Origin of the sequence: Mesorhizobium loti CJ3sym (genome assembly GCF_000472785.1) — a bacterium.
In the GTDB taxonomy this organism is placed as follows: Bacteria; Pseudomonadota; Alphaproteobacteria; order Rhizobiales; family Rhizobiaceae; genus Mesorhizobium; species Mesorhizobium loti_E.
The window spans coordinates 84766-109680 of the sequence record NZ_AXAL01000015.1; the positions used below are offsets into that span (position 1 = coordinate 84766).

Below are 24915 nucleotides of genomic sequence, written 5' to 3' on the forward strand. Positions count from 1 at the left end.
CAGAAACCTAGCGGCCGAGCTCAAGATAGAGGTCGTCGCCCACGACCTCGACCGGAAATGTCCGAGCCTTCAGCCTGTCATCGACGAGGCATTTTCCCGACCTGATCTCGAATTCCCAGCCGTGCCAGGCACAGCGGACGATTTCGCCTGCGCGCTCATAGACGAATTCCGCCCTGTCGGTCGGCCTGGTGGTTCCACAAACCGGCCCTTCGCAAAGCCGGCCTGCCCGGTGCGGGCAGATGTTGAGCAAGGCGGCATAGCCATCGTCGAGCTGGAATATACCGATGCCGATGCGGCCGAAGGCGACGATCCTGGGTTGCCCGATCGCGACCTCGTTGACCTTGCAGGCAAAGGTGCGGCCTCGGACTGGCACGGCTGCTGCATTGGCCGTCATCACGCAACCCTCGCGCTGGCGGCAGGAGCTTCGATGCGCTTGTAGACCTCCAGCGCATTCAGCCCCATCACCTTGTCGCGCCAGGCCGGCGGGATGTGGATGTTGGTCGGCGCGTCGAAATCCCAGTGCGGATAGTCGGACGCGAAAAGCAGCGTGTTCTGGCCATCCATGTGCTCGAGCGTCTCCCAGAGATGCTTCACATTTTGTGGCTGCTCAAGCGGCTGGGTGCTGAAGCGAATGTTGCGCCGGCAATAGTCCGACGGCAGCATCTTCAGCCACGGCGTCTCCTTGCGCAGCGCCTTGAAGTTGGCGTCGAGGCGCCACATCAGCGAGGGCACCCAGGACACGCCGCATTCGATGACGACGAAGTAGAGGTCGGGATATTTTTCGAACACGCCGTTGGAAATCATGCTGACGACATGGGTCATCGCCGGCTGGCTGAGCAGCGCATGTGTTTCCCAATAATAGGTCGTCGGGCCGCTAGCGATGGCATTGTGGTTGACGCCGCCCTGGCCCCCGAAATGGATGGCGAAGGGCAACCCGACTTCGGCGCAGGCCTCGAAGATCGGATGATAGAACGGGTCGCCGTAAGGACGTTGCGAGCCGTGGCTGGCCAGCACCTGGACGATGTCCTTGTGGCCGCCAAGCCGGCGGATTTCGGCGGCGGCGCCATGGGGATCGGTCGGCGAGATGATGATCGATCCCTTGAAGCGCCTGTCCTTGGGCAGCCACCAGTCGATCATGTAGTCGTTGTAGGCTTTCACCAGAGCGTTGGCGTAGTGGTAGTTGGCCAGCGTCGAGGCTTCCAGCGGCTCGTCGGCGGTGAGGATTGCCACGTCGATGTCGTAGAGATCGAGGTGCTTCTCCTTCATGATCAAATAGTTGTCCTCCTCGGTCTGCGGCCTGATGTCATGCCGCGAGAACCCCTCCGGATGCAGCCATGGGCGGTGTCCGTGCGGAAAGCTTCCCGCGGGACCTGGCTTTTCGCCACGAACCAGGAAGTCGCGCCAATAGGGTTCGAGATAGGGGAGCAGGACCTCGGCACTGGACCAGTAATTGTGGACGTCGGTGTCGACGATGAACATGGATGGATGACCTGCCGTAGCCGATGTCTGAAAGATGCAGCAATTCTGCGCGTGAAGGGGATATCCGGCAACGCAACCCGGGATGGGATGTTAATCGAAGAATCCGATTAGCCATTGTCGAAGCGGGCCAAAAAGCGGTAGCCGTTGCGGGCGTTTTCCGTAGGTGGCCAAGATGCAGATCGAATTGCTCGACACGTTCCTGGACCTGATCGAAACGCGCAACTTCAACCGCACCGCGGAACGGTTGGGCATCACCCAGTCGACCGTTTCGAGCCGCATCCGCACGCTCGAGGCGCTGCTGGAAAAGCAGCTCTTCATCCGCAACAAGAGCGGCACGGAGCCGACCGTTGCCGGCCTGAGGTTCGAGGAGCATGCGCGCGCGGTCAAACTGCGCTGGCTCGACGCCCGCCGCGAAATCCAGTCGGTCGGCAAGTTCGACCGCCTGATCCGCATCGGTATCCAGTTCGAGCTTTACGAACGCGTGCTGGAAGGGTGGCTGGAATGGGTGCGGGCGACGATGCCCAAGCTCGCGATCTATGTCGAGATCGACTACTCCAACCAGATGATCCTCGATCTGACTACAGGCAGCCTCGATCTGGCGGTGCTCTATTCGCCGCAGCATCTTCCGGACATGCACTACGAGCAGATCGCCGAGGAGAATTTCGTCATGGTTTCGACGCGCGGCGTTGCCTTCGGCGAGGTGGTGCCGGCGGACTACATCCGCGCCAATTACTCGGCCTTCTTCAACCGCGCCCACAAACAGATGCTGCCGGAACTGGAAAACAGCCCCGTATCGACGGGAAATGGTGGTGCGGTTGCCTATCTGCTGCGAAGCCGGGGCGGCACCGCCTTCGTCACCGAAACGGTGGCGACAAAATTGCGGCAGGAAGGTGTGGCACAACTCGTTGCCGATGCGCCGAAGATCTCACATCCCATCTATTCGGCCGTACATGTCAGGCATCATCATTCCCACACGCATGTGCGCCTGCTCAAGGCGCTTAAACTGATGACCGCGTAAATTAGAGGTCGAGCGAGATGTTTCCCTCTGGCGTGCTGCTGCAGGCAGGATGAAGCCATGCTGGCGCTCTATCTCCGACAGCCCGCCCATGTCGCCTCATTGATCGCCAAAAGCGTTCAGGCCATCTTCAGCTGACGCGGTTCCGCTCAACCGTCAGATGCGCAAAGCCACTGTTGGTCACCTGCGTCAGGTCAGCGGTCACCGGCTCAGCCCAGCGCTGGCCGATGACGGCGCCGTTCAACGCGCCGTCGATGACGTTGTCGGAAATGACGGCTGTGCCGGCACCCTCGACCACGCTGACGACGATGCCCGTGCCTGCCTTGCGGATGATGTTGCCCGTGGCCACGACATTGCGCAGATACGGCCCCCAGCCGATCGACATGCCGTAGAGCGGCGCGTTCTCGATGACGTTGTTGGAAGCGATGGTGTCTGCTTCGACGGCGATGCCGACGCCGAAGCCGGGCGGATCAGCGGTGTAGGGGCCACTGGACGACAAATTGCGAACGATGTTGCCGGAGCAGACACCCATGCGGCCGCCTTCGTTGAAATTGACGATCGAGATGCCGTTGGCCGCGCCATCGACGATGTTGTTGCTGATGACGGCGCCCTCGAACGAGAATTCGGAATAGACCGCGGTCTCGCCCGAGCGCGAGCAGGTATTGCCGGAAATCTGCAGATTGCTGGAACTGTTGGCGCGGATTGCCGAGAAGGCGCAGTCCGAAACGACATTGCCCGAGATGATAACATTGCCGGCGCGAAAGGCATTGATGCCATTGCCGTTCTGCCCGGTCCCGCCGCTGCGCGCGCCGATGCGTTCGACACGGTTGCCGGTGACCATCGTGCCGTCTTCCGCCGCCTGCCAGCGATGCACGAGGATGCCGCCATTGGCGCAGTCGGAGACGGTGTTGCCCGTGATCGCCAGGCCGCCGGCTTCGACTGAATAGATACCGGCATCGGCGGCCCCCGATATATCAGAGCGTTCGATGCGGCCTGTCGCACGTTCCAGCGCCAGTCCGTTCTTGCCGCTGCCGGTTATCTGGCAATTGTCGACCACGAGATGACCGACCCGGCGCAGATCGAGCAGCCCTTGCGCATAGTCACCCATCGAGCGGTTCGAACCGTCGAAGACCAGCCCGCTCAACTCGATATGGTCGGCCTGTTCGGCCATGAAGAGGTGGCCGTCGCCGCCATAGACGATCCGCGTCGCACCGGGCACGCCGGAAAGCCGTACGCGGCCGGGCAGCGACAGGTTGGACACCACATAGGTACCCGCCGGCAGGAACACCGGCATATCCCGGCTGTTCGCATCGCGCAGCAGCTTGGCAAAGGCCTTGCTCTGGTCGTCGAAGGTGCCGGGCTGCACGCCAAGTTCGGTGGCATTGATCGAGCCGCGTATCGAGGCCTTTTCGATGCCGGTCAGGCCGGCGGCCGCCGCTTTGCCGAGCGCAAGGCCCATGACGGCAAAGCCGGTGGTCCCGGTCAGCAGTGTTCGCCTGTTCAACATCGGCACAGTTTCCCAGCGTTCAGTACTGCCACCGCAGTGTCAGCCCTGACACCGCAGGAATCGTGCCAGACGTTCTGTTCCCCTTCACGAACTGTCGACGATGGCTTGTCGAGCAACCACTCGAGGCCTAGGTTTAGGGAATGAGCAGAGCTTTTACCCGCGAAGAAGACAGCGAAAACGCCATCGCCGGCGTCGGCGAGCGGCCGATCAGCACGCACCGCAATCTGGTGACCGAGCACGGCCTCGCGCAGATCGAGGACAATCTGGCCGATCTGCGCGATATCCTGGCGAAAGCCGAACGGAAAGCCGACCGCGAGCGCATCGCGGTCGTGTCGCGCGACCTGCGCTACTGGACGGCCCGGCGCGAAAATGCGGAGCTTTCCGTGCCGGAGCCCGGCAGCGATCTGGTGCGCTTCGGCATGGGCGTCACGCTGGAAGGCGATGACGGCAAGAAGGTGCACTGGAAGATCGTCGGCGAGGACGAGGCCGATCCGGCCAAGGGCAGCATTTCGCACGTTTCGCCGATGGCTGTGGCCCTGTTCGGCAAGAAGGTCGGCGAGGTCGTCACGGTCAACGGCAAGGAATGGGAAATCGTCAAGCTGTCGGACGCCTGACGCCAACTGGCTTCGCCTACTTGGCCAGCCTTTGCAATGCGGCCTCATACTTGTCCATGACATCACGAGCGGCGCGCATCTGCCGTTCGACTTCGTCACTCCCCAGCGGTCTTAGAATGACGCCATCATCGATTTCGATGACCTGGAGTTGATCGCCCACCTGCAGGTTCAAGCTGTCGAGCATTCCCCGTGGCAAGATCACGGCGCCTGATCCGTCGTCGAGCTTGTGAATGATAGTCTTCACGGCTGTCACCTGCGGTTGTGTCCGGGATTGTGACATAACGTTTTCCAGCAATACAGCGATGTTTCGCTCAGCCCGCCAGCAGCCGGTCCAGCAACCGATCTGCCGCCTCCGGAATGACAGTACCCGGCGGGAAGATTTCCGCCGCACCGGTCTGCAGCACCGCTTCGTAATCCTGCGGAGGAATTACGCCTCCGGCAACGATCACCATATCGCCTCGGCCGAGCTTTTTCAGCGCGTCGCGCAGTTCGGGGATCAGCGTCAGGTGTCCCGCCGCCAGCGATGAGGCACCGATGATATGGACGTCCTGCTGGACGGCCAGTTTCGCGATCTCTTCCGGTGTCTGGAACATCGCGCCGACCGTGACGTCGAAGCCGAGATCGGCGAAGGCTGTGGCGATCACCTTTTGCCCACGGTCGTGGCCATCCTGTCCCATCTTGGCAACGAGAATGCGTGGTCTGCTGCCGTTTTTCTTCTCGAAGGCGTCGAGCTTGTCCTGCAGCCCGTCGACCACTGGATTGTCGCCAAGCGCCTTGCGATAGACGCCGGAAATGGTCTGCACAGTCGCGACATGCCGGCCAAAGGCCCTTTCCAGGGCGAATGAGATTTCGCCGACTGTCGCATTGGCACGTGCGGCGCGGATGGCGAATTCCAGCAGGTTTTCATTGCCATGCGCGGCACGGGTCAGTGCATCGAGCGCGCTTTCCACCGCAGCGACCTCGCGAGTGCCTTTCAGCCGTTGCAGCTTCGACAATTGCCGGGCCCTGACCTCGGCATTGTCGATCTTCAGCACATCGACCTTGATGTCGTTCTCGGGGCGATGCACGTTGACGCCGACCAGCATCTGCTCGCCGGAATCGATGCGTGCCTGCGTGCGTGCTGCAGCCTCCTCGATGCGCAGCTTCGGAATACCTTGTTCGGTCGCAGCCGCCATGCCGCCGAGAGCCTCGACTTCCTCGATATGGGCAAGCGCGCGCGCCGCCAGATCATGCGTCAGCCGTTCGAGATAGGCCGAGCCACCCCACGGATCGATGATCCGCGTGGTTCCGGATTCCTTCTGCAGGATGAGCTGCGTGTTGCGGGCGATGCGGGCCGAATGGTCGGTCGGCAGCGCCATTGCCTCGTCGAAGGAGTTGGTGTGCAGCGACTGGGTGTGCCCCTGCGTCGCCGCCATCGCCTCGATCATGGTGCGGATGATGTTGTTGTAAGGGTCTTGCGCCGTCAGCGACCAGCCGGACGTCTGGCAATGGGTGCGCAGCGACAGCGAGCGCTCGTCCTTTGGCGCAAAATTCTTCTTCATCAGGGTTGCCCAGAGCAGGCGCGCGGCTCTGAGCTTGGCGACTTCCATGAAGAAGTTCATGCCGATCGCCCAGAAGAACGACAGGCGTGGCGCGAAACGGTCGATATCGAGCCCAGCCGCAACGCCTGCACGGGCATATTCGATGCCGTCGGCGATCGTATAGGCGAGCTCCAGGTCGGCGGTCGCCCCGGCTTCCTGCATGTGATAGCCGGAGATCGATATCGAATTGAACTTCGGCATGTTCTTCGACGTGTAGGAGAAGATGTCCGAAACGATCCGCATCGAGGGTTTCGGCGGATAGATGTAGGTGTTGCGGACCATGAACTCCTTCAGAATGTCGTTCTGAATCGTCCCGGCCAGATCCTTCTGCGCAACGCCCTGTTCTTCCGCCGCGACGATGTAAAGCGCCATGATCGGCAGCACCGCGCCGTTCATCGTCATCGACACCGTCATCTCGCCGAGCGGAATGCCGTCGAACAATTGCCGCATGTCGAGGATGGAATCGATGGCGACGCCCGCCATGCCGACATCGCCGGCAACACGCGGATGGTCGCTGTCATAGCCGCGATGCGTGGCGAGATCGAAGGCGACCGACAGGCCTTTCTGGCCGGCGCCAAGATTGCGCCTGTAAAAGGCGTTGGACTCTTCGGCTGTAGAGAAACCGGCATATTGCCGGATCGTCCAGGGCTGCTGGACATACATGGTGGGGTAGGGGCCGCGCACGAAGGGCGGCAGGCCTGGATAGGTATCGAGATGCGGCAGGCCCTTGAGGTCGCCCTGATTGTAGAGATGCTTGACGACAAGGCCTTCCGGCGTCGTCCGCTGGCCCTTGACTTCGACCGGCGCGCGGCGTGGCGGCACCCAGCCGATCTGACTGAAATCCGGAATCAAGAAGCGGCCCCGATGGATTGGTCGATGCGGGCCGCAAACAGCGGTTCGCAGAGCACGACACCTTCGGTGAAGGCAGGCCGCCGCTCGGCGTCCAGCGTCTCGACCGGCCGCTCGTTTTTCACGGGATAGAGCGTGGTGCCGATGATGGCCCGCTCGCCGGCCTTGAAGGCGGTTTCGCGTTGAGCCGCAGCAGCGCGAACGCGTCCCTGGATATGCCCGTCCCGAAGGCTGGACAGCACACCCCCTTCGGCCTCGATCGCCTGCAATTCCGCCCATGCGGCTTCGCAAAGGTCAGATGTCAGCGCCTCGACTGCGCCCGAACCATAGGCAGGATCGGCAACATGATCGACATGGCTTTCATTGGCCATGATCAGCTGCGCGTTCCGCGCGACGCGGCGGGCAAAAGCCGCCGGCAGGCCGTGCGCGATCGTGTGCGGCAGGATGGAGATCGAATCGGCTCCCCCCGCAGCCGCGGCGAAGCAGCCGATCGTCGTGCGCAGAATGTTGGTTTCCGGGTCCAGGGTCGTCATCATCCGGAATGATGTCTCGGCATGGATGTTGGCCGTCGAGTTGGGGATCGAGCAGGCCTCCTGCACCCGCGCCCACAACCTGCGCAGGGCCCGCACCTTGACCATCGACAGGAACTGATCCTGGTCGACGCTGAGCGCGAAGCCGATGTGCGGTGCGGCATAGACGAGCGGCTGCCGCGCCTTCTCGAACATTCTGAGATACGAGACCGCCGAAGCCAGCATGATGCCGAGCTCCTGCGCCTCGGTGGCCCCGGCATTGTGGAAGACGCGACCGTCCGCCTCCAACAGCACGCCCGGAACACCCATCGAGAAGAAATGCGCCAAGGATTGCGGCATCGATTCCTGCAGCGCCTCGATCGACATGCGCAGCCGGCCGGTGCCGGCAAGGATCGCCGCCGGGTCGATGCCGAAGGAGAGGTTGAGCTTTGCCGGATCGGAGCGGCGCTTGCTCAGGAACGCCACCAGCCAATCGGCCATGGGGCGGCTCCAGGGATGGGTATCGATGCGGACCTGGACCCGGTTGAGGGGCACGCCCTCCAGCACCGTCTCCAGCGCCTGTGCTGTCCTAGGCAGGCCGTAGCCAAATGCGTTCGGTGCGCCTTCGAAGACGAGCGACAATCCCGTCGCGCCTTGGGCGATGTCGTCCAGGACCTGGGCCTTGGCACGATCGATATCAGGGTCGTCGACGCGCTGGCTGACGATCCAGGGCGACCGGGGATTCGCGCGCACGATCGGCTCAGTCCCGGTTGCACGGTCGTAGAGTGGCTCGACGCGGATGTTGTCGTCGGTATGCGAGACCAGCTTTTCCTCGAAGGATGCACCAGCCAGCGCCTTTTCCGCCAAGGCCAGCCAACGCTGGCGTTCCGCGCTTACAGGTTCAGCACCCCTAGTCAAGGCTCCGGCGCCCATCGATCTTCCTCGTTTTATGCGGCCGCATCAGCCGGTGCGGTTCAGTCTACGGTTCCCAGTCGGTTATCGCAATGCGACGTGCCTCCAAGGTCAAAATTCGATCATCGAGATATAGGGCGGCTTGCGTGGACGAACCATGAACGATTGGCAAACACCAGCAAAATCCGCAAGCTTCAAAATCCGATTTCCGAGATTGGCGCGCTTTGGACGATTGGCCCCCGCTTTGGACGATTGGCCCCCGCTTTGGGCAATTGGCCCCCGCTTTGGGCAATTGGCCCCCGCTTTGGGCAATTGGCCCCCGCTTTGGGCAATTGGCATTGTCGCTGCGCAACAGCCTCACTATACCTTCGGGCAAAGGCTGGCTTTTTAAACACATCAGTTTGCGGAGACCCTGGATATGGCTGACGACACCAGTATTTTCATCGGCGCCAGCCGCAAGCCCGACGACAGCTATCAGCGCCCCGAGCAGCTGTTGCTGCTGTATGGGAATCGCCATGGCCTGGTGACCGGCGCCACCGGCACCGGCAAGACCGTCACCTTGCAGATCCTGGCCGAAGGGTTTTCGAATGCCGGCGTGCCGGTGTTCTGCGCCGACATCAAGGGCGACCTGTCCGGCATCGCCATGATGGGCACGGCGCAGGATTTCCTGGTTAAGCGGGCCGAACAGGTCAAGCTCGACCCCTACGATTTCCAGGAATTTCCGGTCATCTTCTGGGACCTGTTCGGCGAGCAGGGCCATCCGATCCGCGCCACCGTCTCGGAGATGGGGCCGTTGCTGTTGTCGCGGCTTATGAACCTGACCGAGGCGCAGGAAGGCATCATGAACATTGCCTTCCGTATCGCCGACGAGGAAGGCTTGCTGCTGCTCGACATGAAGGATTTGCAGGCGCTGCTGGCCAACGTCGCCGAGCGTGCCGACGAGATCGGCTCGCGCTACGGCAATGTGACCAAACCTTCCGTGGGCGCCATCCAGCGCACGCTGCTGATCCTGGAGCAGCAGGGGGCGGCCCATTTCTTCGGTGAGCCGGCGTTGCGGATCTCCGACATCATGCGCACTACGCGGGACGGCCGTGGCGCCATCAGCGTGCTCGTCGCCGACAAGCTGATGATGAGCCCACGGCTCTACGCCACCTTCCTGCTGTGGCTGATGTCGGAACTGTTCGAGGTGCTGCCGGAAGTCGGCGACCCTGACAGGCCGAAGCTGGTGTTCTTCTTCGACGAGGCACATCTTCTGTTCGACGAAGCGCCGAAGGTGCTGATCGATCGCGTCGAACAGGTCGTCCGCTTGATCCGCTCCAAAGGCGTCGGCGTCTATTTCGTCACGCAGAACCCCTTGGATATCCCTGAAAAGGTTCTGGCCCAGCTCGGCAATCGCGTCCAGCACGCGTTGCGCGCCTATACACCGCGTGAGCAGCAGGCGGTCAGGACAGCGGCCGAAACGTTCAGGCCGAATCCAGACTTCGATTGCGCGACGGTGATCACACAACTGGGGACCGGCGAAGCGCTGGTCTCGACGCTTGAAGCCAAGGGCATTCCGTCGATGGTGCAGCGCACGTTGATCCGTCCGCCGTCGTCGCGGCTCGGGCCGATAACCCCCGCCGAGCGGCAAAAGCTGATCGCGGAAAGCCCGGTCTCCGGCCTGTACGACGAGGTCATCGACCGCGAATCGGCCTTCGAGATGCTGCAGAAGAAGGCCAAGGAGGCGCAGGACGCCGAAGCGCAGGCACAGCAGGCGGGCACCGGCGGTTCGCGCTGGACCATTCCGGGTTTTGGCAATGACGATCCGCCGCAGCAGTCGAGTGGCCGCCGCGCGCCGGCGCCGCGCCCCTCCAATCGCCAGACGGTGACCGAGGCCGCGATCAAGTCGGTGGTGCGCTCGGTCGGCTCGTCGGTCGGGCGTGCGATCGTGCGCGGGATCCTGGGGAGCCTGTCGCGGGGGCGTTAAGCCACGCCCAGGGCCGATAGCTCTGCTAGCTCGAATGTCCAAAACATAGCGGCGTGTTGATTCCCGAACCGGCGAAGCGCACGCTAAAACCTACATCACGAAGGTCGAGAACGGCCGCGTGTACATCGAGGTCTGACATGTCCGATACTTTTGCGCTTGCGGCTTGCGCCGAAATGCTGTGGCGCGACAAGCCGATGGAATGGCGCGTCAAGCGGCTTACCGAAATGGGCTTCCAGGTCGGCCTCTGGAACTGGCCCGATCACGACCTTGCAATGCTGGAGAAATCCGGCGCGACCTTCTCGATCATGAACGGCTATCTCAGCGGCCGGCTTGCCGATGACGAGGGGGCCACCGAACTCCTAGAGACGGCGAAGGAGACCGCCGCGATCGGCAAGCGCCTCGGCGTCGCGCGGCTCAACCTGCATGGTACCGGGCTCGGCGACGGCGGCCTACCGGTCATGCCGTGCGAGACGGTCACCGGTGCCATGTGGCTCAAGGCGCGCGACACGCTGAACCGCATTGCCGACCTCGCCGAGGCGGAAGGCGTGACATTTACGCTGGAGAATTTGAACCTGCCGGTTGACCATCCCGGCGTGCCGTTCGGGCGCGCGCAGGATACTCTGGCGCTGGTCTCGAGCATCAACCGGCCGGGGCTTCGCCTCAATCTCGATCTTTACCACGCGCAGATCGGTGAGGGGAATTTGATCGAGCTGTGCCGCGCCTGCCTGCCCTGGATCGGTGAGGTCCAGGTTGCCGATGTTCCCGGACGCATGGAGCCCGGCAGCGGCGAGATCAATTACCGGGGCATCGCCCACGCGCTGAAGGACATGGGCTATCGCGGGCCTGTCGGCATGGAGGCGTTCGCCTCCGGAGACCCTGAAGCAGCCCTGCGGGCTTTCCGCGAAGCTTTCACCGTCTGAGGGAACAAACTTAGCCGCCAAGAAGCGACGGCTGCCCGCCGCTCCATCAACCAGTTCAGAAAATCGCGTTCGTCACTGCCTTGACCGGTCCGAGCAGGACCGATCCGTCCGGCACGCCGGCGTCGATCGGGATGGCTTTGCGATTGGCCGTCGCCGCCGCGGCCTGACTGATATCGGCGGTGACAATGACCGGGGTCTTCGACGGCACGCGATCATAGAGATCGATGATGTCCTGGTTCATGAAGCGCACGCAGCCTGACGAGACCGACTTGCCGATCGATTTCCATTCCGGCGAACCATGCAGACGGTAGAGCGTGTCGACGTTGCCCTGGAAAAGATAGAGAGCGCGCGCGCCGAGCGGGTTCTTCAGGCCGCCGGGCATGCCGCCATTGTCGGCGCTGTATGGCTTCAATTCCGGCTGACGGGCGATCATTTCATCCGGCGGCGTCCACTTCGGCCATTTCTGCTTCCACTGGACGACGGCATCGCCGGACCATTCGAAGCCGGCGCGGCCGAGACCGACGCCGTAACGAATCGCCTGGCCGCCCGGACGTACCAGATAGAGATGATGTCCGGTCGTATCGACGATGATGGTGCCGGGCTTCTGCCCCGTCGGATCGGGCACGATCTGACGCAGATACTGCGGATCGATCCTTTCGAACGGGATGGCCGGAAGGTCGAAACCGCCATCGCTGACGGCTGCATACATCGTCGCGTAGTCGGGCAGAGGCGGCTCGACATAGGTGGGCGGCGGTGGCTCGACCGGCCCGGGTCCGGTGGTGGCGCATGCCGAAACCGCAATCGAGGCTGCGCCCAAGGCTGCGGCATTGAGGAAGCCGCGACGGCTCAGGCGAAAGGATTCGATTTCGGTTATGGACATGACTGCCTTCTTTAAGTCGGGAATCGCAACAAAGCGTGAATTCACCGACCGCTATTACCGGTGCCTGACAACACCTGGGGCGATAGGCGGTTCCGATTCTGGCCCGAACGTGGACAAACAAAGGCGAAGCTGTGACCACGCCGCCACTGTGGCGCCAGGGCCACAGCCTGTTGCTGGAGCAATGCCAGGAAAAGTGTGAAGCGGTTTTCCGTCCGGAATTGCATCAAACGAATAGCTGAAGCAGTTCACCGTTTCCGTGAAACGGTGAACTGCTTCAGATGCCAGGCACCAGCGCTTCGAGGGTCGGCAGGATCAGCGCCGGCGGGAAGTCCCGGTATTCCTCGGGTTGGTTGGAGCGGTTGATCCAAACCGTGCGGAAGCCGAATTTGGTGGCGCCCGCAATGTCCCAGCGGTTGGAAGACTGGAAGGACACCGCGCCGGGATAGAGGCGCCAGCCGGTGGCAACCATGTCGTAAACCGCCGGATCGGTCTTGAAACGCCGCACGGCATCGACCGAATAGATGTCGTCCAGAACCTGGTCGAGCGCGGCGGACTTGACCGCTGCTTCCAGCATTTCGGGCGAGCCGTTGGAGAGGATTGCCAGCCGGGCTCCCGAGGCCTTGAGCGCCTTCAGCACGGCTGGCACTTCCGGGTAGCAATCTAGGCGCCAGTAGGCTTCCAGCAGCCTGGCCTTGAGACTTGGATCGGCGGAAGGGACCTTGCGCAAGGCGAAGTCGAGCGCCTGTTCGGTCAGCTGCCAGAAATCTGCATAGGCGCCCATCAGCGTGCGCACCCAGGAATATTCGAGCTGCTTGGCGCGCCAGATTTCGGACAGCAGTTGGCCGTCAGGCCCGATCCGGTCGGCATGGCGGCGCACGGCGGCGTGCACGTCGAACAGCGTGCCGTAGGCGTCGAAGACATAGGCGGCGTATTGCATGGCAACAGTTTTGAGGCGAGGCGGGGCAAGGTGCAAGCCTTGATTGCAACGCGCCCGCCGCTGGCCTCAACAAAACTCCGCGATGCCCGTTGACGGCAGCGGCCAAAGCATCATCCAATGTTGTCACACAAGATTGATCGGAACGGGACAACGCGATGACACTGGCGGCAGCGGCGCAATCCGCGACATGGACTTTCGTCGACGGCGACTGGTACGAGGGCAATGTCGCCATCCTGGGGCCGCGCAGCCACGCCATGTGGCTTGGCACCAGCGTGTTCGACGGCGCGCGCTGGTTCGAGGGCGTGGCGCCCGACCTCGACCTCCATGCCAAAAGAGTGAACGCCTCGGCGATCGCGCTTGGCCTCAAGCCGAACATGACGCCCGAAAAGATCGTCGGGCTGACCTGGGACGGATTGAAGAAGTTCGACGGCAAGACGGCGGTCTATATCAGGCCGATGTACTGGGCCGAGCATGGCGGCTACATGGGCGTGCCGGCCGATCCGGCCTCGACCCGTTTTTGCCTCTGCCTCTATGAATCGCCGATGATCCCGCCAACCGGCTTTTCGGTGACTGTGTCGCCATTCCGGCGTCCGACCATTGAAACCATGCCGACCAACGCCAAAGCCGGCTGCCTTTATCCCAACAATGGCCGTGCCATTCTCGAAGCGAAGATGCGCGGCTTCGACAATGCGATGGTGCTCGACATGCTGGGCAATGTCGCCGAAACCGGGACCTCGAACATCTTCCTGGTCAAGGACGGTCATGTCTTTACGCCAGCGCCGAACGGCACCTTCCTGTCCGGCATCACGCGCTCGCGCACGATGACGCTGCTGGGCGAGTATGGCTTCAAAACCACGGAAAAGACGCTGTCGGTGCGAGATTTCCTCGAAGCGGATGAGATTTTCTCGACCGGCAACCATTCCAAGGTGGTGCCGATCACGCGCATCGAGGATCGCAACCTGCAACCCGGGCCGGTGGCCAAGAAGGCGCGCGAACTCTATTGGGATTGGGCGCATTCGACTTCCGCCGCGTGAGCGGATAAAAAGGCGACCGACGCTTCATTCCGGAGTTGTCCAAATCCATTCCAGACCTATCTTAAATCGGTATCCACACCGGACTTTTCCACGAGGGAGTACTACCCATGGCTTTTGAATTGCCCGCTCTGCCCTACGACTACGAGGCCCTGCAGCCTTACATGTCGAAAGAGACGCTGGAGTATCACCACGACAAGCACCACAAGGCCTATGTCGACAACGGCAACAAGCTGGCCGCTGAAGCCGGCCTTGGCGATCTGTCGGTCGAAGAGGTGGTCAAGCAGTCGTTCGGCAAGAATGCCGGCCTCTTCAACAATGCCGCGCAGCATTACAACCACATCCATTTCTGGAAGTGGATGAAGAAGGGCGGCGGCGGCAACAAGCTGCCTGGCACGCTGCAGAAGGCGGTCGACGCCGATCTCGGCGGCTACGACAAGTTCAAGGCTGATTTCATCGCTGCCGGCACGACGCAGTTCGGTTCGGGCTGGGCCTGGGTTTCCGTCAAGGACGGCAAGCTGGCGATCTCGAAGACCCCGAACGGCGAGAATCCGCTCGTCCATGGCGCCTCGCCGATCCTCGGCGTCGACGTCTGGGAACACTCCTATTACATCGACTACCGCAACGCCCGCCCGAAATATCTCGAGGCGTTCGTCGACAGCCTGATCAACTGGGATCATGTGCTGGAACTCTACGAAAAGGCGAAGTAATCGATCGTCAGAAAGGCCCCGGCAATCCCGGGGCTTTTCTTTTTCTGCATCGACGTCAGTGGCTGCGAAGGCTCGGCAAAAATCGTCGGAGGAAAGGGAATATTCCCCTCGTCGCATCCGTTAACGTCCTGTCCTGAAATGCCTTCATCATGGAGCCAAATGAATGAGAAAGCTTGTCATCGCCATCTCAATGCTCGCCTTCGCCGGTTCGGCCGCCTTTGCCGATCCGATCCTCGACAGGCAGGCTCTGATGAAGGAACGCGGAAAGATCGTAGGCGGCCTGGCAAAAGTGGCCAAGGGCGATGACCCGTTTGATGCCACTGCCGTGCTGACGCAGTTGCAGGCGTTGCAAGCAAATGCCGAGAAGTTCGATGTCGACGCGTTGTTTCCGAAAGGCAGTGATACCGGCGACACCACGGCAGGACCGAAAATCTGGGAAGACATGGCTGGCTTCAAGGCCGTCGAGGACAAGTATCTGGCCGACGTCAAGGCAGCTGTCGCGGCGGCTCCCGCCGATGTCGGCGCGCTGAAGGCGCAAGTCGGCGCGATCGGGTCGGATTGCGGCACCTGCCATCAGGGCTACAGGGTCAAGAAAAGCTGATTTCAGCCATGGCATGGCTGAAGAAACTCGTCGGCGTAGCCCTCGTTCTGGGCGGCGTCGGCGCGGCTGCTGGTTGGCTGCTGTCGGCGCCGGTCAGGCTCGACACGACGGTCCTGGCGCAACTCGGACCTGGCGATGCCGCCAAGGGCAAGCGCATTTTCTATGCCGGCGGCTGCACATCCTGCCATGCGAAGCCGGGTTCGCAGGGCGATGCGCGGCTTCAACTCGTGGGCGGCCTCGAACTCAAGACACCGTTCGGAACCTTCGTTCCGCCCAACATCTCGCAAGACCCGAAGGACGGCATCGGCGCCTGGTCGGTCGAGGATCTCGCCAACGCCATGCTGAAGGGCGTCTCACCGTCTGGCCAGCATTTCTATCCGGCCTTTCCCTACGCGTCCTACGCCCGCATGAAGCCGTCGGACATTGCCGATCTCTATGCCTTCCTGAAGACGCTTCCTGCGGTCGCCGGCAAGGCGCCGGATAATTCGCTCGTTTTCCCCTTCAACATCCGTCGTGGCATCGGCATGTGGAAGTTACTCTATCTCAGCGACCAGCCTGTTATTCCCTTGCCAGCCGGCACGCCTGATCCGGTGATGGCCGGCCGCTATCTGGTCGAAGGGCCGGGCCATTGCGGCGAATGCCACACGCCGCGCGACTTCGCAGGCGGTACCAAAAAAGGCGAATGGTTGGCCGGTGCCGTGGCCGCCGAAGGCAGTGGCGTCGTGCCGAACATCACATCGGGCGGGGGTGGTTTCGGCAACTGGTCGCAAGCCGACATCGCCAACTATCTGGAGACCGGGTTCACACCCGAATTCGATTCCGTCGGCGGCGCGATGGTCGACGTGCAACGGAACATGGCTGAGCTGACACCAGACGATCGCGCCGCGATTGCCGCCTATCTCAAGGCTGTACCGCCGCACCCGAACGGCTATCCCACACGCAAGCCGGCGAGCTGATTATCAATTACAGGTGGCGATCGCCGAGGAAATCAAAACCCGTCTCGAAGAAATGATTGTAGTTGCAGGTCATCTCCTCGCCCGCTGCGATGTCGCGTAAGGCGTAGGTTTCCTCGGGCGAGGAGACATCGCAATTCGGCTCGTCGTCATGGTTCATGTAGCGGGCGTCGTCCGCTTCGAAGACGATATAGGCCGGATCGCGCCGGTCGGGATAGGAATAGCGATCGAGATAGTTCTTCACCGGTCCGCTCTCGCCCTCATAGGTCTCGACGTCGATGATGCGGTCAAACCGGGGGTCGAGCTTCCAGACTAGCGTGCCCTTGGCAATGTGGCTCTTGGCAAACACACCGATGCCCTGGATCGGCGATTTGTCGAGATAGACGTCGACGAGCAACATGGTACACCCCGGTAAAAAACGTGGCAGGCACGGCTCGCGAAAAGCCGCGCACTGGTTAGCGCGCGGCTGGTGCAATTGCGAGCGGAAATGAGCAGTGCGGAATTCAAAAAGTCATGATCGCAATGTCTTCCGGAAGATGTCCGTCCGAAGCCGGCCTCTCCAGCGTCAGCGTTGTTGCAAGGCCAGGCGGACGCCAAGGGCACAATAGATACCGCCGACCACCTTGCCCTGCCATTTCAGCGCTGTCGGATTTCTGCGCAGGAAACTGCCAAGCCGACCTGCGCTCACCGCAAAAATGACTGTGCTGAAAAGACCCAGCACGACGAAGACAGTTCCCAATACCGCCAGTTGAAGCATCGCCGAACCGTTTTCGGGCCGCACGAACTGAGGCAGGAATGCCAGGAAGAAAGGCGCGGTCTTGGGATTGAGCACCTCGGTGAAGACAGCCTGTCGAAACGCCTTGCCGGCAGGGATCGCGAGCGCGCCGGCGGTCGGATCGGTCGGCGTCTTCTCGAGGATGGCGCGAATGCCGAGGTAAACAAGGTAGGCCGCGCCGATATACTTTACGACGCTGAACAGCGTCGCCGACGCGGCGATGATGGCCGAGATGCCGATCATCGCCATGACCGTGTGAAACATGTCGCCGGCCGCGATCCCGGCACCGGTTGCGATCCCGACCTTCGTTCCAGAACCCGTTGCCCGGGCGATCGTCAACAGCGTCGCCGGACCCGGGATAAAGACAAAGCCGAGCACGACGGCGATGTAGGCGATCAATGTCGACAGATCGATCATCGGAGGGTCTCCTCGGCAAGCTGCGCCTTGCCCGTCACCTTCAGTGCGAAGGAATAGGTATAGGCAATCTCTTCCAGGCGTGAAAACCGGCCCGACGCACCGGCATGGCCGGAATCCATGTTGATCTTGAACAGCACCGGATTGTCGCCGCTCTTGCGGTCGCGCAGCCGTGCCACCCATTTGGCCGGTTCCCAATAGGTGACGCGCGGATCGGTGAGGCCGGCAAGCGCCAGGATCGGCGGATAGTCGAGTGCCGCGACATTGTCATAGGGGGAATAGGCGGCAATCGTCTGGTAGTCGTCGGCCGACGCGATCGGATTGCCCCATTCCGGCCATTCGGGCGGCGTCAGCGGCAAGGTCGCGTCGAGCATGGTGGTGAGAACGTCGACGAACGGCACCTCGGCAACGATGCCGCCGAAGCTTTCGGGCGCCATGTTGGCGATGGCGCCCATCAGCATGCCGCCGGCCGATCCGCCTTGCGCGACAATGCGGTCATGCGCGGTATAGCGCTCGGCGACGAGGTGGCGCGCGCAGGCGATGAAATCGGTGAAGGTGTTCATCTTGGTTGCCCGCTTGCCGTCATCGTACCAGCCATAACCCTTGTCCTTGCCGCCACGGACATGGGCGATGGCGTAGACGAAGCCGCGGTCGACCAGCGACAGGCAGTTGGTGTTGAAGGCCGCCGGCACGGTGATGCCATAGGAGCCGTAGCCGTAGAGCAGGCAGGGTGCTGATCCGTCGAGCGGCGTGTCGCGATGGTGCAAAAGCGATATCGGCACCAATTCGCCATCGGCGGCGGGCGCCATCAGCCGCCTTGTCACATAGTGGTCCGCATCATGGCCGGACGGCACTTCCTGGGTCTTGAGCAACACGCGCTCGCGGGTGCGCATGTTGTAGTCGAACACCTGCGCCGGCGTCGTCATCGACGAATAGGAAAAGCGCATGATCTCGGTATCGTATTCATAGGAACCCGACAGGCCGAGCGAGAAGGCCTCCTCGTCGAGAGACAGAAGATGCTCTTCACCGCTGGTGCGGTCGTGCAGGACGATGCGCGGCAGGCCCTCCTTGCGTTCAAGCCGCACCATGTGGTCCTTGAAACCGATCACCGACAGGATCAGCCGGCCCGGCTCGTGTGGCACCAGTTCCTGCCAGTTGGCGCGGACCGGATTGCTCGCCGGCGCCGTCATAATTTTGAAATCCTTGGCGCCGTCAGCATTGGTGAGGATGAAGAAGATGTCGCCGCCTTCCTCCAGCTCATATTGCAGGCCGATCTCGCGCGCTGAGACCAGCCTGGGTTCGGCAAATGGGTCGCTCGCGCTCAACAGGCGATATTCCGAGGTCTCGTGATCGTTGATGCCGATCATGATCCATTCGTTGTTGCGGGTGCCGTCGACATTCATGAAGAAGCCGGGGTCGGTTTCCTCGTAGATCAGGCGGTCATTTTCAGGGTTTTGTCCAAGTGCGTGGAACAGCACTTTCGATGGTCGGTGGTTGGGGTCGAGACGCGTATAGAAGAACCCGTCATTGCCCCCGTCCCACACACCTGAACCACCGGTGGCGGGAATCTGGTCCGCCAGTTCCTTGCCATCGGCAAGATCGCGCACGCGCAGCGTGTAAAATTCGGAACCCTTGTCGTCGAAGGCCCACAACAGCTTGCGATGATCGGCCGAATGATCGACACCGCCCAGCCGGAAATAGGCCTTGCCTTCGGCTTCCGCGTCGCCGTCGAGCAGGATCTGCTCAGCCCCGCCGTCACGTGGCATGCGGAAATAGCGTGGCTGCTCGCCGCCGAGCTTGAAGGAAGAACCGTAGGCATAGGGCCCGTCCTGCATCGGAACGGAAGAATCGTCTTCCTTGATGCGCGCCTTCATTTCCTTGAAGAGTTGCTTTTGCAGGCCTGATGTGTCGGCCATCAGCTTCGACTGGTAGGCATTTTCCGCTTCGAGTTCGGCGCGGATCCCTGCATCGAGCAGGGAAGGGTCCCGGAACATCTCCTGCCAGTTGTCGGCCCGCAGCCAGGCATATTCATCGGTCCGCGTGATGCCGTGATGTGTGTCGAAGACCGGCCGCTTTTCGGGTGTTGGCGGGCTGGCGATCGGAAACATGGAAGTCTTGGTCATTGCGTCTCGCTTGGGAAATATCTTGAGTGGGCAGTGAATACGCCGGTCAGGGCGGGTTCAAGGGCCGCAGCCTCATGCGACCGTATTCGCGGCTTGGCAAGTGGCCAATGTGCTGGTCGGCGACACGCTCAACGTGGGCCTATGGCAAAATACATCACCTATATTGATTGACCGCCATCGATTGGCCCCAGGCCGGCGGCAGGCAGCTCTCTTGTTTGTGTGTGATGCGCGGCAACCTGTGGTTTTGTGGACAGATGTGAACAACCAAGACTGTCGGCGCGATAGCAAAGCAAACCAGAGCATTGAAACCTGCTTTGTGAGTTATCGCGAATGTAACGAGGGACTGACGTTACGTCAGGCTTTGCCGGTTTGGCGTGCGAAATATCGAAAAATTACATGATGCACGAAAGATTGAAGCTGATCCGCGAATAGTTGATCAACATCCTTAAATATAATGCAGAGACCGAATTGACTTACTTGCTTTATGGTCGCATTGATGTGCCCGCGATACGAATCGCAGGAAATCTACCTGCACAAAATTCGTGCAATGCCCTGTCTGTAAAAAAGGGCGCAGATCGACGTAACTCTTGTTGGGGCCTGAAGATCATGGATATTGTCGAAACACCTTCCAGAAACAACGATGCGCTGATCGAGTTGACCGCCGATGTGGTGGCCGCCTATGTCAGCAACAATCCCGTGCCGGTCGGCGAACTGCCGAACCTCATATCCGATGTCCATGCCGCTCTCGGGCGTGTGGGCGGAACCACCGAACAGCCCCCTGCCGACAAGCAGAAGCCGGCTGTCAACCCGAAGCGCTCGGTTCATGACGACTATATTGTCTGTCTTGAAGACGGCAAGAAGTTCAAGTCGCTCAAGCGTCACCTGATGACCCACTATGACCTGACGCCGGACCAGTATCGCGAAAAGTGGAATCTTGACCCGAGCTATCCGATGGTTGCGCCGAACTACGCCGCGGCCCGCTCGCAGCTCGCCAAGAAAATGGGCCTTGGCCGCAAGCGCAAGACGCGGTAATCGCTGCTTTGTCAGGTCAAAGCTGAATCAACGGCGCTTTCGGGCGCCGTTTGATTTTGTGAGGGCCGTTGGCCGGCCGGAGGGCGTCAGGCGGTCTGCGCGAGTGCCACTTCGGCATCGCGCTTGATGCGCTTGACCATCGAGCGAAGGCCATTGGCGCGCTGCGGCGACAGGTGCTCGTCCAGGCCGAGCTCTTTTAGCGTTGCTTCGGCATCGGTTTTCTGGATTTCGCTGGCGGTCTTTCCGGAAAACAGCGCCAGCATGATAGCGACCAGCCCGCGCACGATATGGGCGTCCGAATCGCCGGTGAAGGTGATGACCGGATCGCTGCCCGGCCCGCGTTGGGTGGTCAGCCAGACCTGACTGACACAACCTGGCACCTTGTTGGCGGCATTGCGCTGCTCATCGGGAAATGGCGGCAGCGCCTCGCCCAGTTCGATCACATAGCGGTAGCGGTCTTCCCATTCATCAAGGAACGAAAAATCGTCGCGGATCGTCTGGATCGTGGTCGTCATGATCCCGGATATAGTCACGCGGCAGCGCCGCGTCACGAGAAAAACAAAGACACCGCGGGCGTCGAGAGGGCAGACGGCCCGCGGTGTGCCGTCGAGACGGCTTAATTCCTTATCGGCAGGTTGACGGTCTCGGGCAGGACGATTTCTTCCGGCACGCTGCCTGTCGTTGTCGAGGTGTCTGGGCCGGCGGACTTGTCGTCCAGCATGGCTGCCGCGATCTTGGCCGTCTCCTTGGCACGCGCGGTGATGGTGTGCATCGCCGACTTGCCGGTTTCACAGACATCGGGTTTGCGCTCGCAGATGCCGGCAATATCGCCCACCGCATCGCGTGCCGCGAACAGGGCCTGGATCGGCCCGACGCTTTCCTGCCCCGGCTCGTCGGAACCGACACTCAGCGGCAGCGCCAGCAGCACAAGTGAAAACCAGAAAGCCATTCTTATCAGGAAGAACATGCCTTGCCTCTCGTCGTGACCGGATCATGCATCACATGGCATGACCTCTTTTATGGGCAGGATGTTGGCACACAGGCACAAAGGACGGCTTGCAAGTTAGACGAGAATTTTCCTCAAATTTTAGGCAAATCCGAAAGGAAGCGTGTTGCAACCGATTTGTTTCATATCGGGACCATTCGCGTTACCATCCGATAACCATTTATCTGGTTGTTTGCATTGCAGTTTTCTTGAGTTCGGGCGGCTCTCTTCCCGCCCATGGTCCGCCGACGGCAGGCGTTGGCGGATAACGCTCCATTTACTATGGCGGCATTTGCACGGGTTTTCGGCAGCGAGCGTCCCGATATTTGCCGCAGGCCGGGCGTTGGTCGGCCCTGCCTTATCCATTCCTTAAACGCTGGATGAGAGTTTCAGAGGCAATCAAAAGAATCTGCAAAAGCAGTGCTGTTCACGACGAGTGCGAGTGCGTTGAGTTGAGTTTGATCAAGGCCAGATACGCTGAATTGCCTGGCGCGATTGCCGCCGGTTGCGAACGTATGGTCCATCCCTCCATTCTTGGGCAGAGCGACCGCGAGCGCCAGCGCCGCTTCATCGGCGTCATGCTGGCGGCGCCGTTCTTTGCCGCCGGCGCTGCGGTCACGCTGGTCACATCGGGCATGGGTGCCGCGGTCACCATGGTGGCCATCTTCTCAGCCTTCGGCCTGTGCTGGTTCGTCGCCTTGCTGGTGGCAGCGACCGGCAAGATGGCCGTGGCGGCGCGGATCGCCCTGGCGATGGCGGCTGTTGCTCTTGGCGGTCTCATCGCCGCCGCCGGCGGGTTGAGTTCTCCTGTCGCCATGCTCGCCGTGGCGCTGCCCTTCGAAGCCTGGTGGATCGGCGCCTCGCGGCGTACGGCCCTGTGGGGGGCTGTTTCGGCCATTGTCGCCATTGCTCTTCAGCCGCTGGCCGCGGCCTTTATGCCAATCGCGGGCGCGCAGATCGCTGCCTGGCACTGGCTGGTGCCATTGGCCTGGGCGTTGACGATGGTCCCGCGCCTGTCGGCGTTTCGCCACACCGCCGGTGCAGCCGACACGCTGGATAGCGTTGATAGGCTGGAAGACATCATCGATGCGGTGGTTTTTCGCGTCGCCCGCCAAGGCGAGGTGCTCGATGCGTCCGCCAGGGCGCGCACGCTTTTGAAGTTGCCGCCGGAACTGCTTTGCGGAACCGGCTTCTTCGACCGCGTCCACCTGTCAGACCGCGTCTGCTATCTCAGCGCCCTGGCCGACATGCGTGATGGCGCCCTGTCGCGCCGCCTCGAGTTGCGCATCAGGCTGCCTCAGAATGGCAACGGCCAGAATGACAATCGCCTGGCGGCCGACAATTACCGGCCATTCCTGCTGGAACTGGTGCGCGGTGTGGAACATAGCGACGTCTTCACGCTGGTCCTGCGCGAGAATGACGAGACTGCCCGGCTGCGCGAAGAACTGGCAGAAGCCAATGAGGCAGCGGTCGCCGCTGAAGTGGCCAAGGGACGGTTCCTGGCGGTGGTAAGCCATGAGCTGCGCACGCCATTGAACGCGATCATCGGCTTCTCGGACATGCTGCTGCATGAGATGTTCGGCGCCTTCAAGGATCCGCGCCAGAAGGAATATGTCACCCTGGTGCGGGATTCGGGCCAACACCTTTTGGCCGTCGTGACATCCATACTCGACGTATCGAGGATCGAATCGGGCGCCTACGCGACCGAACCGGAGCCGTTCCGGTTCATGGAAGCTGTCGACATGTGCCAGTCGATGATGCGGCTGCAGGCGCAGGCAAAGAACATCGACCTGCAGGCGCAGATCGCTCCCGACGCCGGCGACATCAATGCGGATCGCCGCGCCGTGCAGCAGATCCTGATCAACCTCGTCTCCAACGCGATCAAGTTCACACCCGACGGCGGCGATGTCGTCGTCGGCGCCAAGCGGATAGGCTCGCGCCTGCATTTCTGGGTCAGGGATACCGGCATCGGCATTGCCGAGGAGGATTTCGCCAATCTCGGCAAGCCCTTCATGCAGATCCAGAACGACTATACCCGCCGTTTCGAGGGGACCGGTCTTGGCCTGTCACTGGTGAAGGGTCTGGTGGCACTGCACGAAGGCACCATGTCGATCGAAAGCATGCCGGGTGAGGGCACCACGGTGACCATCAGCCTGCCGGTCAACGGGCCGAAAGGGCGCCCGGCCAACCAGGCAGGGGTGCTGACGATGCCGGTGACGAGGGCGAAAGGGGACAGAAATGGCTCGCTCCGCAAAACAGCCTAAGGCGGTCAAGCGCCGCAGCAACGCTTTTCAGGACGGCGCCATCGCCGTCGGCGGGATGATTTCGCGCAATCCCGTCCTGGTGGGCGGATCGACCGCATTCCTGGTGACGCTGTTCTATGTCTCGGCCAATGCGCTGTGGTATCAGCCTTTCCCGCATGCTGGGGCGTTCTTCGCCACCCGCACCTTCCAGGGTGTTCCGCACGCCGCCGCCGACGAGCCGGAGACGACGATCAACATCGAGCGGCCGAATGCGGCACCCGCACCGATGAAGGGCGATCCGGTGGTCGAGCAGGTGCAAGGCATCTTGAAGGATCTCGATTTCTATCCGGGCACGGTCGACGGCATTTCCGGCCCCAACACGCGCAAGGCCATCCAGGCCTATCAGCAGAAGGTCGGGCTCAACGCTTCCGGCGAGATCGACGCGCTGCTGCTGGATCAGCTTGGCGCAAGGCCGAAGACTGCTGCCGTGCCGAAACCGCAGCCACGTCCCGACGTATCGCCAGCCGCTGTTCCGGTGTCGTTGCAGACGAATTCCGGGCAGACGAATTCCGGCCAGACGAATTCGGGGCCGACGAACGCCGCCCCAATCGAGGGACCCGATCCCCGCATCGTCAAGATCCAGGCCGGTCTGAAGGCATTCGGCAATGACGACATGCGGCTGGACGGTGTCGTCGGTACCCGCACCAAGGCGGCGATCAAGGAATTCCAGTCACTGTTCGGCCTGCCGCAGACCGGTGAACCCGACGAGATCGTCTACGTCAAGATGCGTGAGATCGGCCTGACCAACTGAGGCCCGAAACGACGGCTCGCCCAGTAGCTGAAATATAGATACATAGCCCGCACACTTTGCGGAGTTTCC

The 24915-nt window shown here is 61.6% G+C and carries 25 protein-coding genes; 12 read left to right on the forward strand and 13 right to left on the reverse strand.

The window, feature by feature from the left end:
- Positions 1-7: 7 nt before the first annotated feature.
- Together A3A9_RS0121190 and A3A9_RS0121195 are read right to left on the reverse strand one after the other, a co-directional pair.
- On the reverse strand, positions 8-394 hold the full coding sequence (locus A3A9_RS0121190) for a Rieske (2Fe-2S) protein (RefSeq protein ID WP_051371065.1): 387 nt from the start codon (positions 392-394) through the stop codon (positions 8-10).
- Positions 394-1479, reverse strand: a complete 1086-nt coding sequence (locus A3A9_RS0121195; protein ID WP_027060559.1) for an amidohydrolase family protein — start codon at positions 1477-1479, stop codon at positions 394-396. Before A3A9_RS0121195 ends, A3A9_RS0121190 begins: the two co-directional genes overlap by 1 nt.
- Before the next feature lie 172 nt (positions 1480-1651).
- Here A3A9_RS0121195 and A3A9_RS0121200 point away from each other — a divergent pair, with 172 nt between their 5' ends.
- The gene (locus A3A9_RS0121200; protein WP_027060560.1) at positions 1652-2497 is read left to right on the forward strand and encodes a LysR family transcriptional regulator; all 846 of its coding nucleotides are present in this window, start codon (positions 1652-1654) and stop codon (positions 2495-2497) included.
- A gap of 127 nt (positions 2498-2624) precedes the next feature.
- Here the strand turns inward: A3A9_RS0121200 and A3A9_RS0121205 are convergent, their stop codons facing one another.
- Positions 2625-4001, reverse strand: a complete 1377-nt coding sequence (locus tag A3A9_RS0121205; RefSeq protein WP_027060561.1) for a TIGR03808 family TAT-translocated repetitive protein — start codon at positions 3999-4001, stop codon at positions 2625-2627.
- 140 nt (positions 4002-4141) lie between these two features.
- Here A3A9_RS0121205 and greA point away from each other — a divergent pair, with 140 nt between their 5' ends.
- Positions 4142-4615, forward strand: coding sequence for a transcription elongation factor GreA (gene greA / locus A3A9_RS0121210; protein WP_027060562.1), 474 nt, complete (start codon positions 4142-4144; stop codon positions 4613-4615).
- Between the two features lie 16 nt (positions 4616-4631).
- On the opposite strand, the gene A3A9_RS0121215 is transcribed toward greA, so the two are convergent.
- The 3 genes from A3A9_RS0121215 to A3A9_RS0121225 form a co-directional block, all read right to left on the reverse strand.
- A complete protein-coding gene (locus A3A9_RS0121215; RefSeq protein WP_027060563.1) occupies positions 4632-4859 on the reverse strand; it encodes an AbrB/MazE/SpoVT family DNA-binding domain-containing protein in 228 nt (75 codons plus the stop codon).
- 67 nt (positions 4860-4926) lie between these two features.
- The gene (scpA, locus tag A3A9_RS0121220; protein WP_027060564.1) at positions 4927-7047 is read right to left on the reverse strand and encodes a methylmalonyl-CoA mutase; all 2121 of its coding nucleotides are present in this window, start codon (positions 7045-7047) and stop codon (positions 4927-4929) included.
- Complete coding sequence (locus A3A9_RS0121225) at positions 7044-8486, reverse strand: methylmalonyl-CoA mutase subunit beta (protein ID WP_027060565.1); 1443 nt, start codon at positions 8484-8486, stop codon at positions 7044-7046. The genes scpA and A3A9_RS0121225 overlap by 4 nt, the downstream gene beginning before the upstream one ends.
- A 397-nt stretch (positions 8487-8883) precedes the next feature.
- Here A3A9_RS0121225 and A3A9_RS0121230 point away from each other — a divergent pair, with 397 nt between their 5' ends.
- A complete protein-coding gene (locus tag A3A9_RS0121230) occupies positions 8884-10431 on the forward strand; it encodes a helicase HerA-like C-terminal domain-containing protein (RefSeq protein WP_027060566.1) in 1548 nt (515 codons plus the stop codon).
- 137 nt (positions 10432-10568) lie between these two features.
- Complete coding sequence (locus A3A9_RS0121235) at positions 10569-11351, forward strand: hydroxypyruvate isomerase family protein (RefSeq protein WP_027060567.1); 783 nt, start codon at positions 10569-10571, stop codon at positions 11349-11351.
- 55 nt (positions 11352-11406) lie between these two features.
- Here the strand turns inward: A3A9_RS0121235 and A3A9_RS0121240 are convergent, their stop codons facing one another.
- The gene (locus tag A3A9_RS0121240) at positions 11407-12231 is read right to left on the reverse strand and encodes a L,D-transpeptidase (protein ID WP_027060568.1); all 825 of its coding nucleotides are present in this window, start codon (positions 12229-12231) and stop codon (positions 11407-11409) included.
- A gap of 274 nt (positions 12232-12505) precedes the next feature.
- Positions 12506-13168 carry a haloacid dehalogenase type II gene (locus A3A9_RS0121245; RefSeq protein ID WP_027060569.1) on the reverse strand — a complete coding sequence of 221 codons (663 nt, stop codon included), beginning with the start codon at positions 13166-13168 and terminating at the stop codon, positions 12506-12508.
- Positions 13169-13323: 155 nt separating this feature from the next.
- Between A3A9_RS0121245 and A3A9_RS0121250 the strand changes: the two genes are divergently transcribed.
- The 4 genes from A3A9_RS0121250 (at position 13324) to A3A9_RS0121265 (ending at position 16466) form a co-directional block, all read left to right on the forward strand.
- Positions 13324-14202, forward strand: a complete 879-nt coding sequence (locus tag A3A9_RS0121250) for a branched-chain amino acid aminotransferase (protein ID WP_027060570.1) — start codon at positions 13324-13326, stop codon at positions 14200-14202.
- A gap of 107 nt (positions 14203-14309) precedes the next feature.
- A complete protein-coding gene (locus A3A9_RS0121255) occupies positions 14310-14909 on the forward strand; it encodes a superoxide dismutase (RefSeq protein WP_027060571.1) in 600 nt (199 codons plus the stop codon).
- Between the two features lie 163 nt (positions 14910-15072).
- Positions 15073-15510, forward strand: coding sequence for a c-type cytochrome (locus A3A9_RS0121260; protein ID WP_027060572.1), 438 nt, complete (start codon positions 15073-15075; stop codon positions 15508-15510).
- 8 nt (positions 15511-15518) lie between these two features.
- Entirely contained in the window at positions 15519-16466 is a 948-nt protein-coding gene (locus tag A3A9_RS0121265; RefSeq protein ID WP_027060573.1) for a cytochrome c, read from the forward strand.
- Between the two features lie 7 nt (positions 16467-16473).
- Here the strand turns inward: A3A9_RS0121265 and A3A9_RS0121270 are convergent, their stop codons facing one another.
- From A3A9_RS0121270 to A3A9_RS0121280, 3 genes are all read right to left on the reverse strand, one after another.
- Positions 16474-16863: an SET domain-containing protein gene (locus tag A3A9_RS0121270; RefSeq protein WP_027060574.1), complete on the reverse strand. Its 390-nt coding sequence runs from the start codon at positions 16861-16863 to the stop codon at positions 16474-16476.
- A 165-nt stretch (positions 16864-17028) separates the two neighbouring features.
- On the reverse strand, positions 17029-17655 hold the full coding sequence (locus A3A9_RS0121275) for a LysE family translocator (protein ID WP_027060575.1): 627 nt from the start codon (positions 17653-17655) through the stop codon (positions 17029-17031).
- Positions 17652-19775, reverse strand: a complete 2124-nt coding sequence (locus A3A9_RS0121280) for a S9 family peptidase (RefSeq protein ID WP_027060576.1) — start codon at positions 19773-19775, stop codon at positions 17652-17654. The genes A3A9_RS0121275 and A3A9_RS0121280 overlap by 4 nt, the downstream gene beginning before the upstream one ends.
- Before the next feature lie 100 nt (positions 19776-19875).
- Here A3A9_RS0121280 and A3A9_RS45270 point away from each other — a divergent pair, with 100 nt between their 5' ends.
- Entirely contained in the window at positions 19876-20175 is a 300-nt protein-coding gene (locus tag A3A9_RS45270) for a hypothetical protein (RefSeq protein WP_082222163.1), read from the forward strand.
- A gap of 206 nt (positions 20176-20381) precedes the next feature.
- Positions 20382-20807, forward strand: coding sequence for a MucR family transcriptional regulator (locus tag A3A9_RS0121285; protein WP_027060577.1), 426 nt, complete (start codon positions 20382-20384; stop codon positions 20805-20807).
- Between the two features lie 86 nt (positions 20808-20893).
- On the opposite strand, the gene A3A9_RS0121290 is transcribed toward A3A9_RS0121285, so the two are convergent.
- Together A3A9_RS0121290 and A3A9_RS0121295 are read right to left on the reverse strand one after the other, a co-directional pair.
- Positions 20894-21322: a SufE family protein gene (locus A3A9_RS0121290; protein WP_027060578.1), complete on the reverse strand. Its 429-nt coding sequence runs from the start codon at positions 21320-21322 to the stop codon at positions 20894-20896.
- Between the two features lie 101 nt (positions 21323-21423).
- Positions 21424-21774 carry a DUF5330 domain-containing protein gene (locus tag A3A9_RS0121295; protein WP_027060579.1) on the reverse strand — a complete coding sequence of 117 codons (351 nt, stop codon included), beginning with the start codon at positions 21772-21774 and terminating at the stop codon, positions 21424-21426.
- A gap of 533 nt (positions 21775-22307) precedes the next feature.
- Between A3A9_RS0121295 and A3A9_RS0121300 the strand changes: the two genes are divergently transcribed.
- Complete coding sequence (locus A3A9_RS0121300) at positions 22308-24056, forward strand: PAS domain-containing sensor histidine kinase (protein ID WP_027060580.1); 1749 nt, start codon at positions 22308-22310, stop codon at positions 24054-24056.
- Positions 24031-24846 (forward strand): peptidoglycan-binding domain-containing protein, encoded by an 816-nt coding sequence (locus A3A9_RS0121305; RefSeq protein WP_027060581.1) that lies wholly within the window; start codon positions 24031-24033, stop codon positions 24844-24846. The genes A3A9_RS0121300 and A3A9_RS0121305 overlap by 26 nt, the downstream gene beginning before the upstream one ends.
- The last annotated feature ends 69 nt before the right edge of the window (positions 24847-24915 follow it).

Coding starts and splice junctions, on each gene's coding strand:
- A3A9_RS0121190 (WP_051371065.1), bottom strand. CDS start 394: ATGACGGCCAATGCAGCAGCCGTGCCAGTCCGAGGCCGCACCTTTGCC.
- A3A9_RS0121195 (WP_027060559.1), bottom strand. CDS start 1,479: ATGTTCATCGTCGACACCGACGTCCACAATTACTGGTCCAGTGCCGAG.
- A3A9_RS0121200 (WP_027060560.1), top strand. CDS start 1,652: ATGCAGATCGAATTGCTCGACACGTTCCTGGACCTGATCGAAACGCGC.
- A3A9_RS0121205 (WP_027060561.1), bottom strand. CDS start 4,001: ATGTTGAACAGGCGAACACTGCTGACCGGGACCACCGGCTTTGCCGTC.
- greA (WP_027060562.1), top strand. CDS start 4,142: ATGAGCAGAGCTTTTACCCGCGAAGAAGACAGCGAAAACGCCATCGCC.
- A3A9_RS0121225 (WP_027060565.1), bottom strand. CDS start 8,486: ATGGGCGCCGGAGCCTTGACTAGGGGTGCTGAACCTGTAAGCGCGGAA.
- A3A9_RS0121230 (WP_027060566.1), top strand. CDS start 8,884: ATGGCTGACGACACCAGTATTTTCATCGGCGCCAGCCGCAAGCCCGAC.
- A3A9_RS0121235 (WP_027060567.1), top strand. CDS start 10,569: ATGTCCGATACTTTTGCGCTTGCGGCTTGCGCCGAAATGCTGTGGCGC.
- A3A9_RS0121240 (WP_027060568.1), bottom strand. CDS start 12,231: ATGTCCATAACCGAAATCGAATCCTTTCGCCTGAGCCGTCGCGGCTTC.
- A3A9_RS0121245 (WP_027060569.1), bottom strand. CDS start 13,168: ATGCAATACGCCGCCTATGTCTTCGACGCCTACGGCACGCTGTTCGAC.
- A3A9_RS0121250 (WP_027060570.1), top strand. CDS start 13,324: ATGACACTGGCGGCAGCGGCGCAATCCGCGACATGGACTTTCGTCGAC.
- A3A9_RS0121255 (WP_027060571.1), top strand. CDS start 14,310: ATGGCTTTTGAATTGCCCGCTCTGCCCTACGACTACGAGGCCCTGCAG.
- A3A9_RS0121260 (WP_027060572.1), top strand. CDS start 15,073: ATGAGAAAGCTTGTCATCGCCATCTCAATGCTCGCCTTCGCCGGTTCG.
- A3A9_RS0121265 (WP_027060573.1), top strand. CDS start 15,519: ATGGCATGGCTGAAGAAACTCGTCGGCGTAGCCCTCGTTCTGGGCGGC.
- A3A9_RS0121270 (WP_027060574.1), bottom strand. CDS start 16,863: ATGTTGCTCGTCGACGTCTATCTCGACAAATCGCCGATCCAGGGCATC.
- A3A9_RS0121275 (WP_027060575.1), bottom strand. CDS start 17,655: ATGATCGATCTGTCGACATTGATCGCCTACATCGCCGTCGTGCTCGGC.
- A3A9_RS0121280 (WP_027060576.1), bottom strand. CDS start 19,775: ATGACCAAGACTTCCATGTTTCCGATCGCCAGCCCGCCAACACCCGAA.
- A3A9_RS0121285 (WP_027060577.1), top strand. CDS start 20,382: ATGGATATTGTCGAAACACCTTCCAGAAACAACGATGCGCTGATCGAG.
- A3A9_RS0121290 (WP_027060578.1), bottom strand. CDS start 21,322: ATGACGACCACGATCCAGACGATCCGCGACGATTTTTCGTTCCTTGAT.
- A3A9_RS0121295 (WP_027060579.1), bottom strand. CDS start 21,774: ATGTTCTTCCTGATAAGAATGGCTTTCTGGTTTTCACTTGTGCTGCTG.
- A3A9_RS0121300 (WP_027060580.1), top strand. CDS start 22,308: ATGGTCCATCCCTCCATTCTTGGGCAGAGCGACCGCGAGCGCCAGCGC.
- A3A9_RS0121305 (WP_027060581.1), top strand. CDS start 24,031: ATGGCTCGCTCCGCAAAACAGCCTAAGGCGGTCAAGCGCCGCAGCAAC.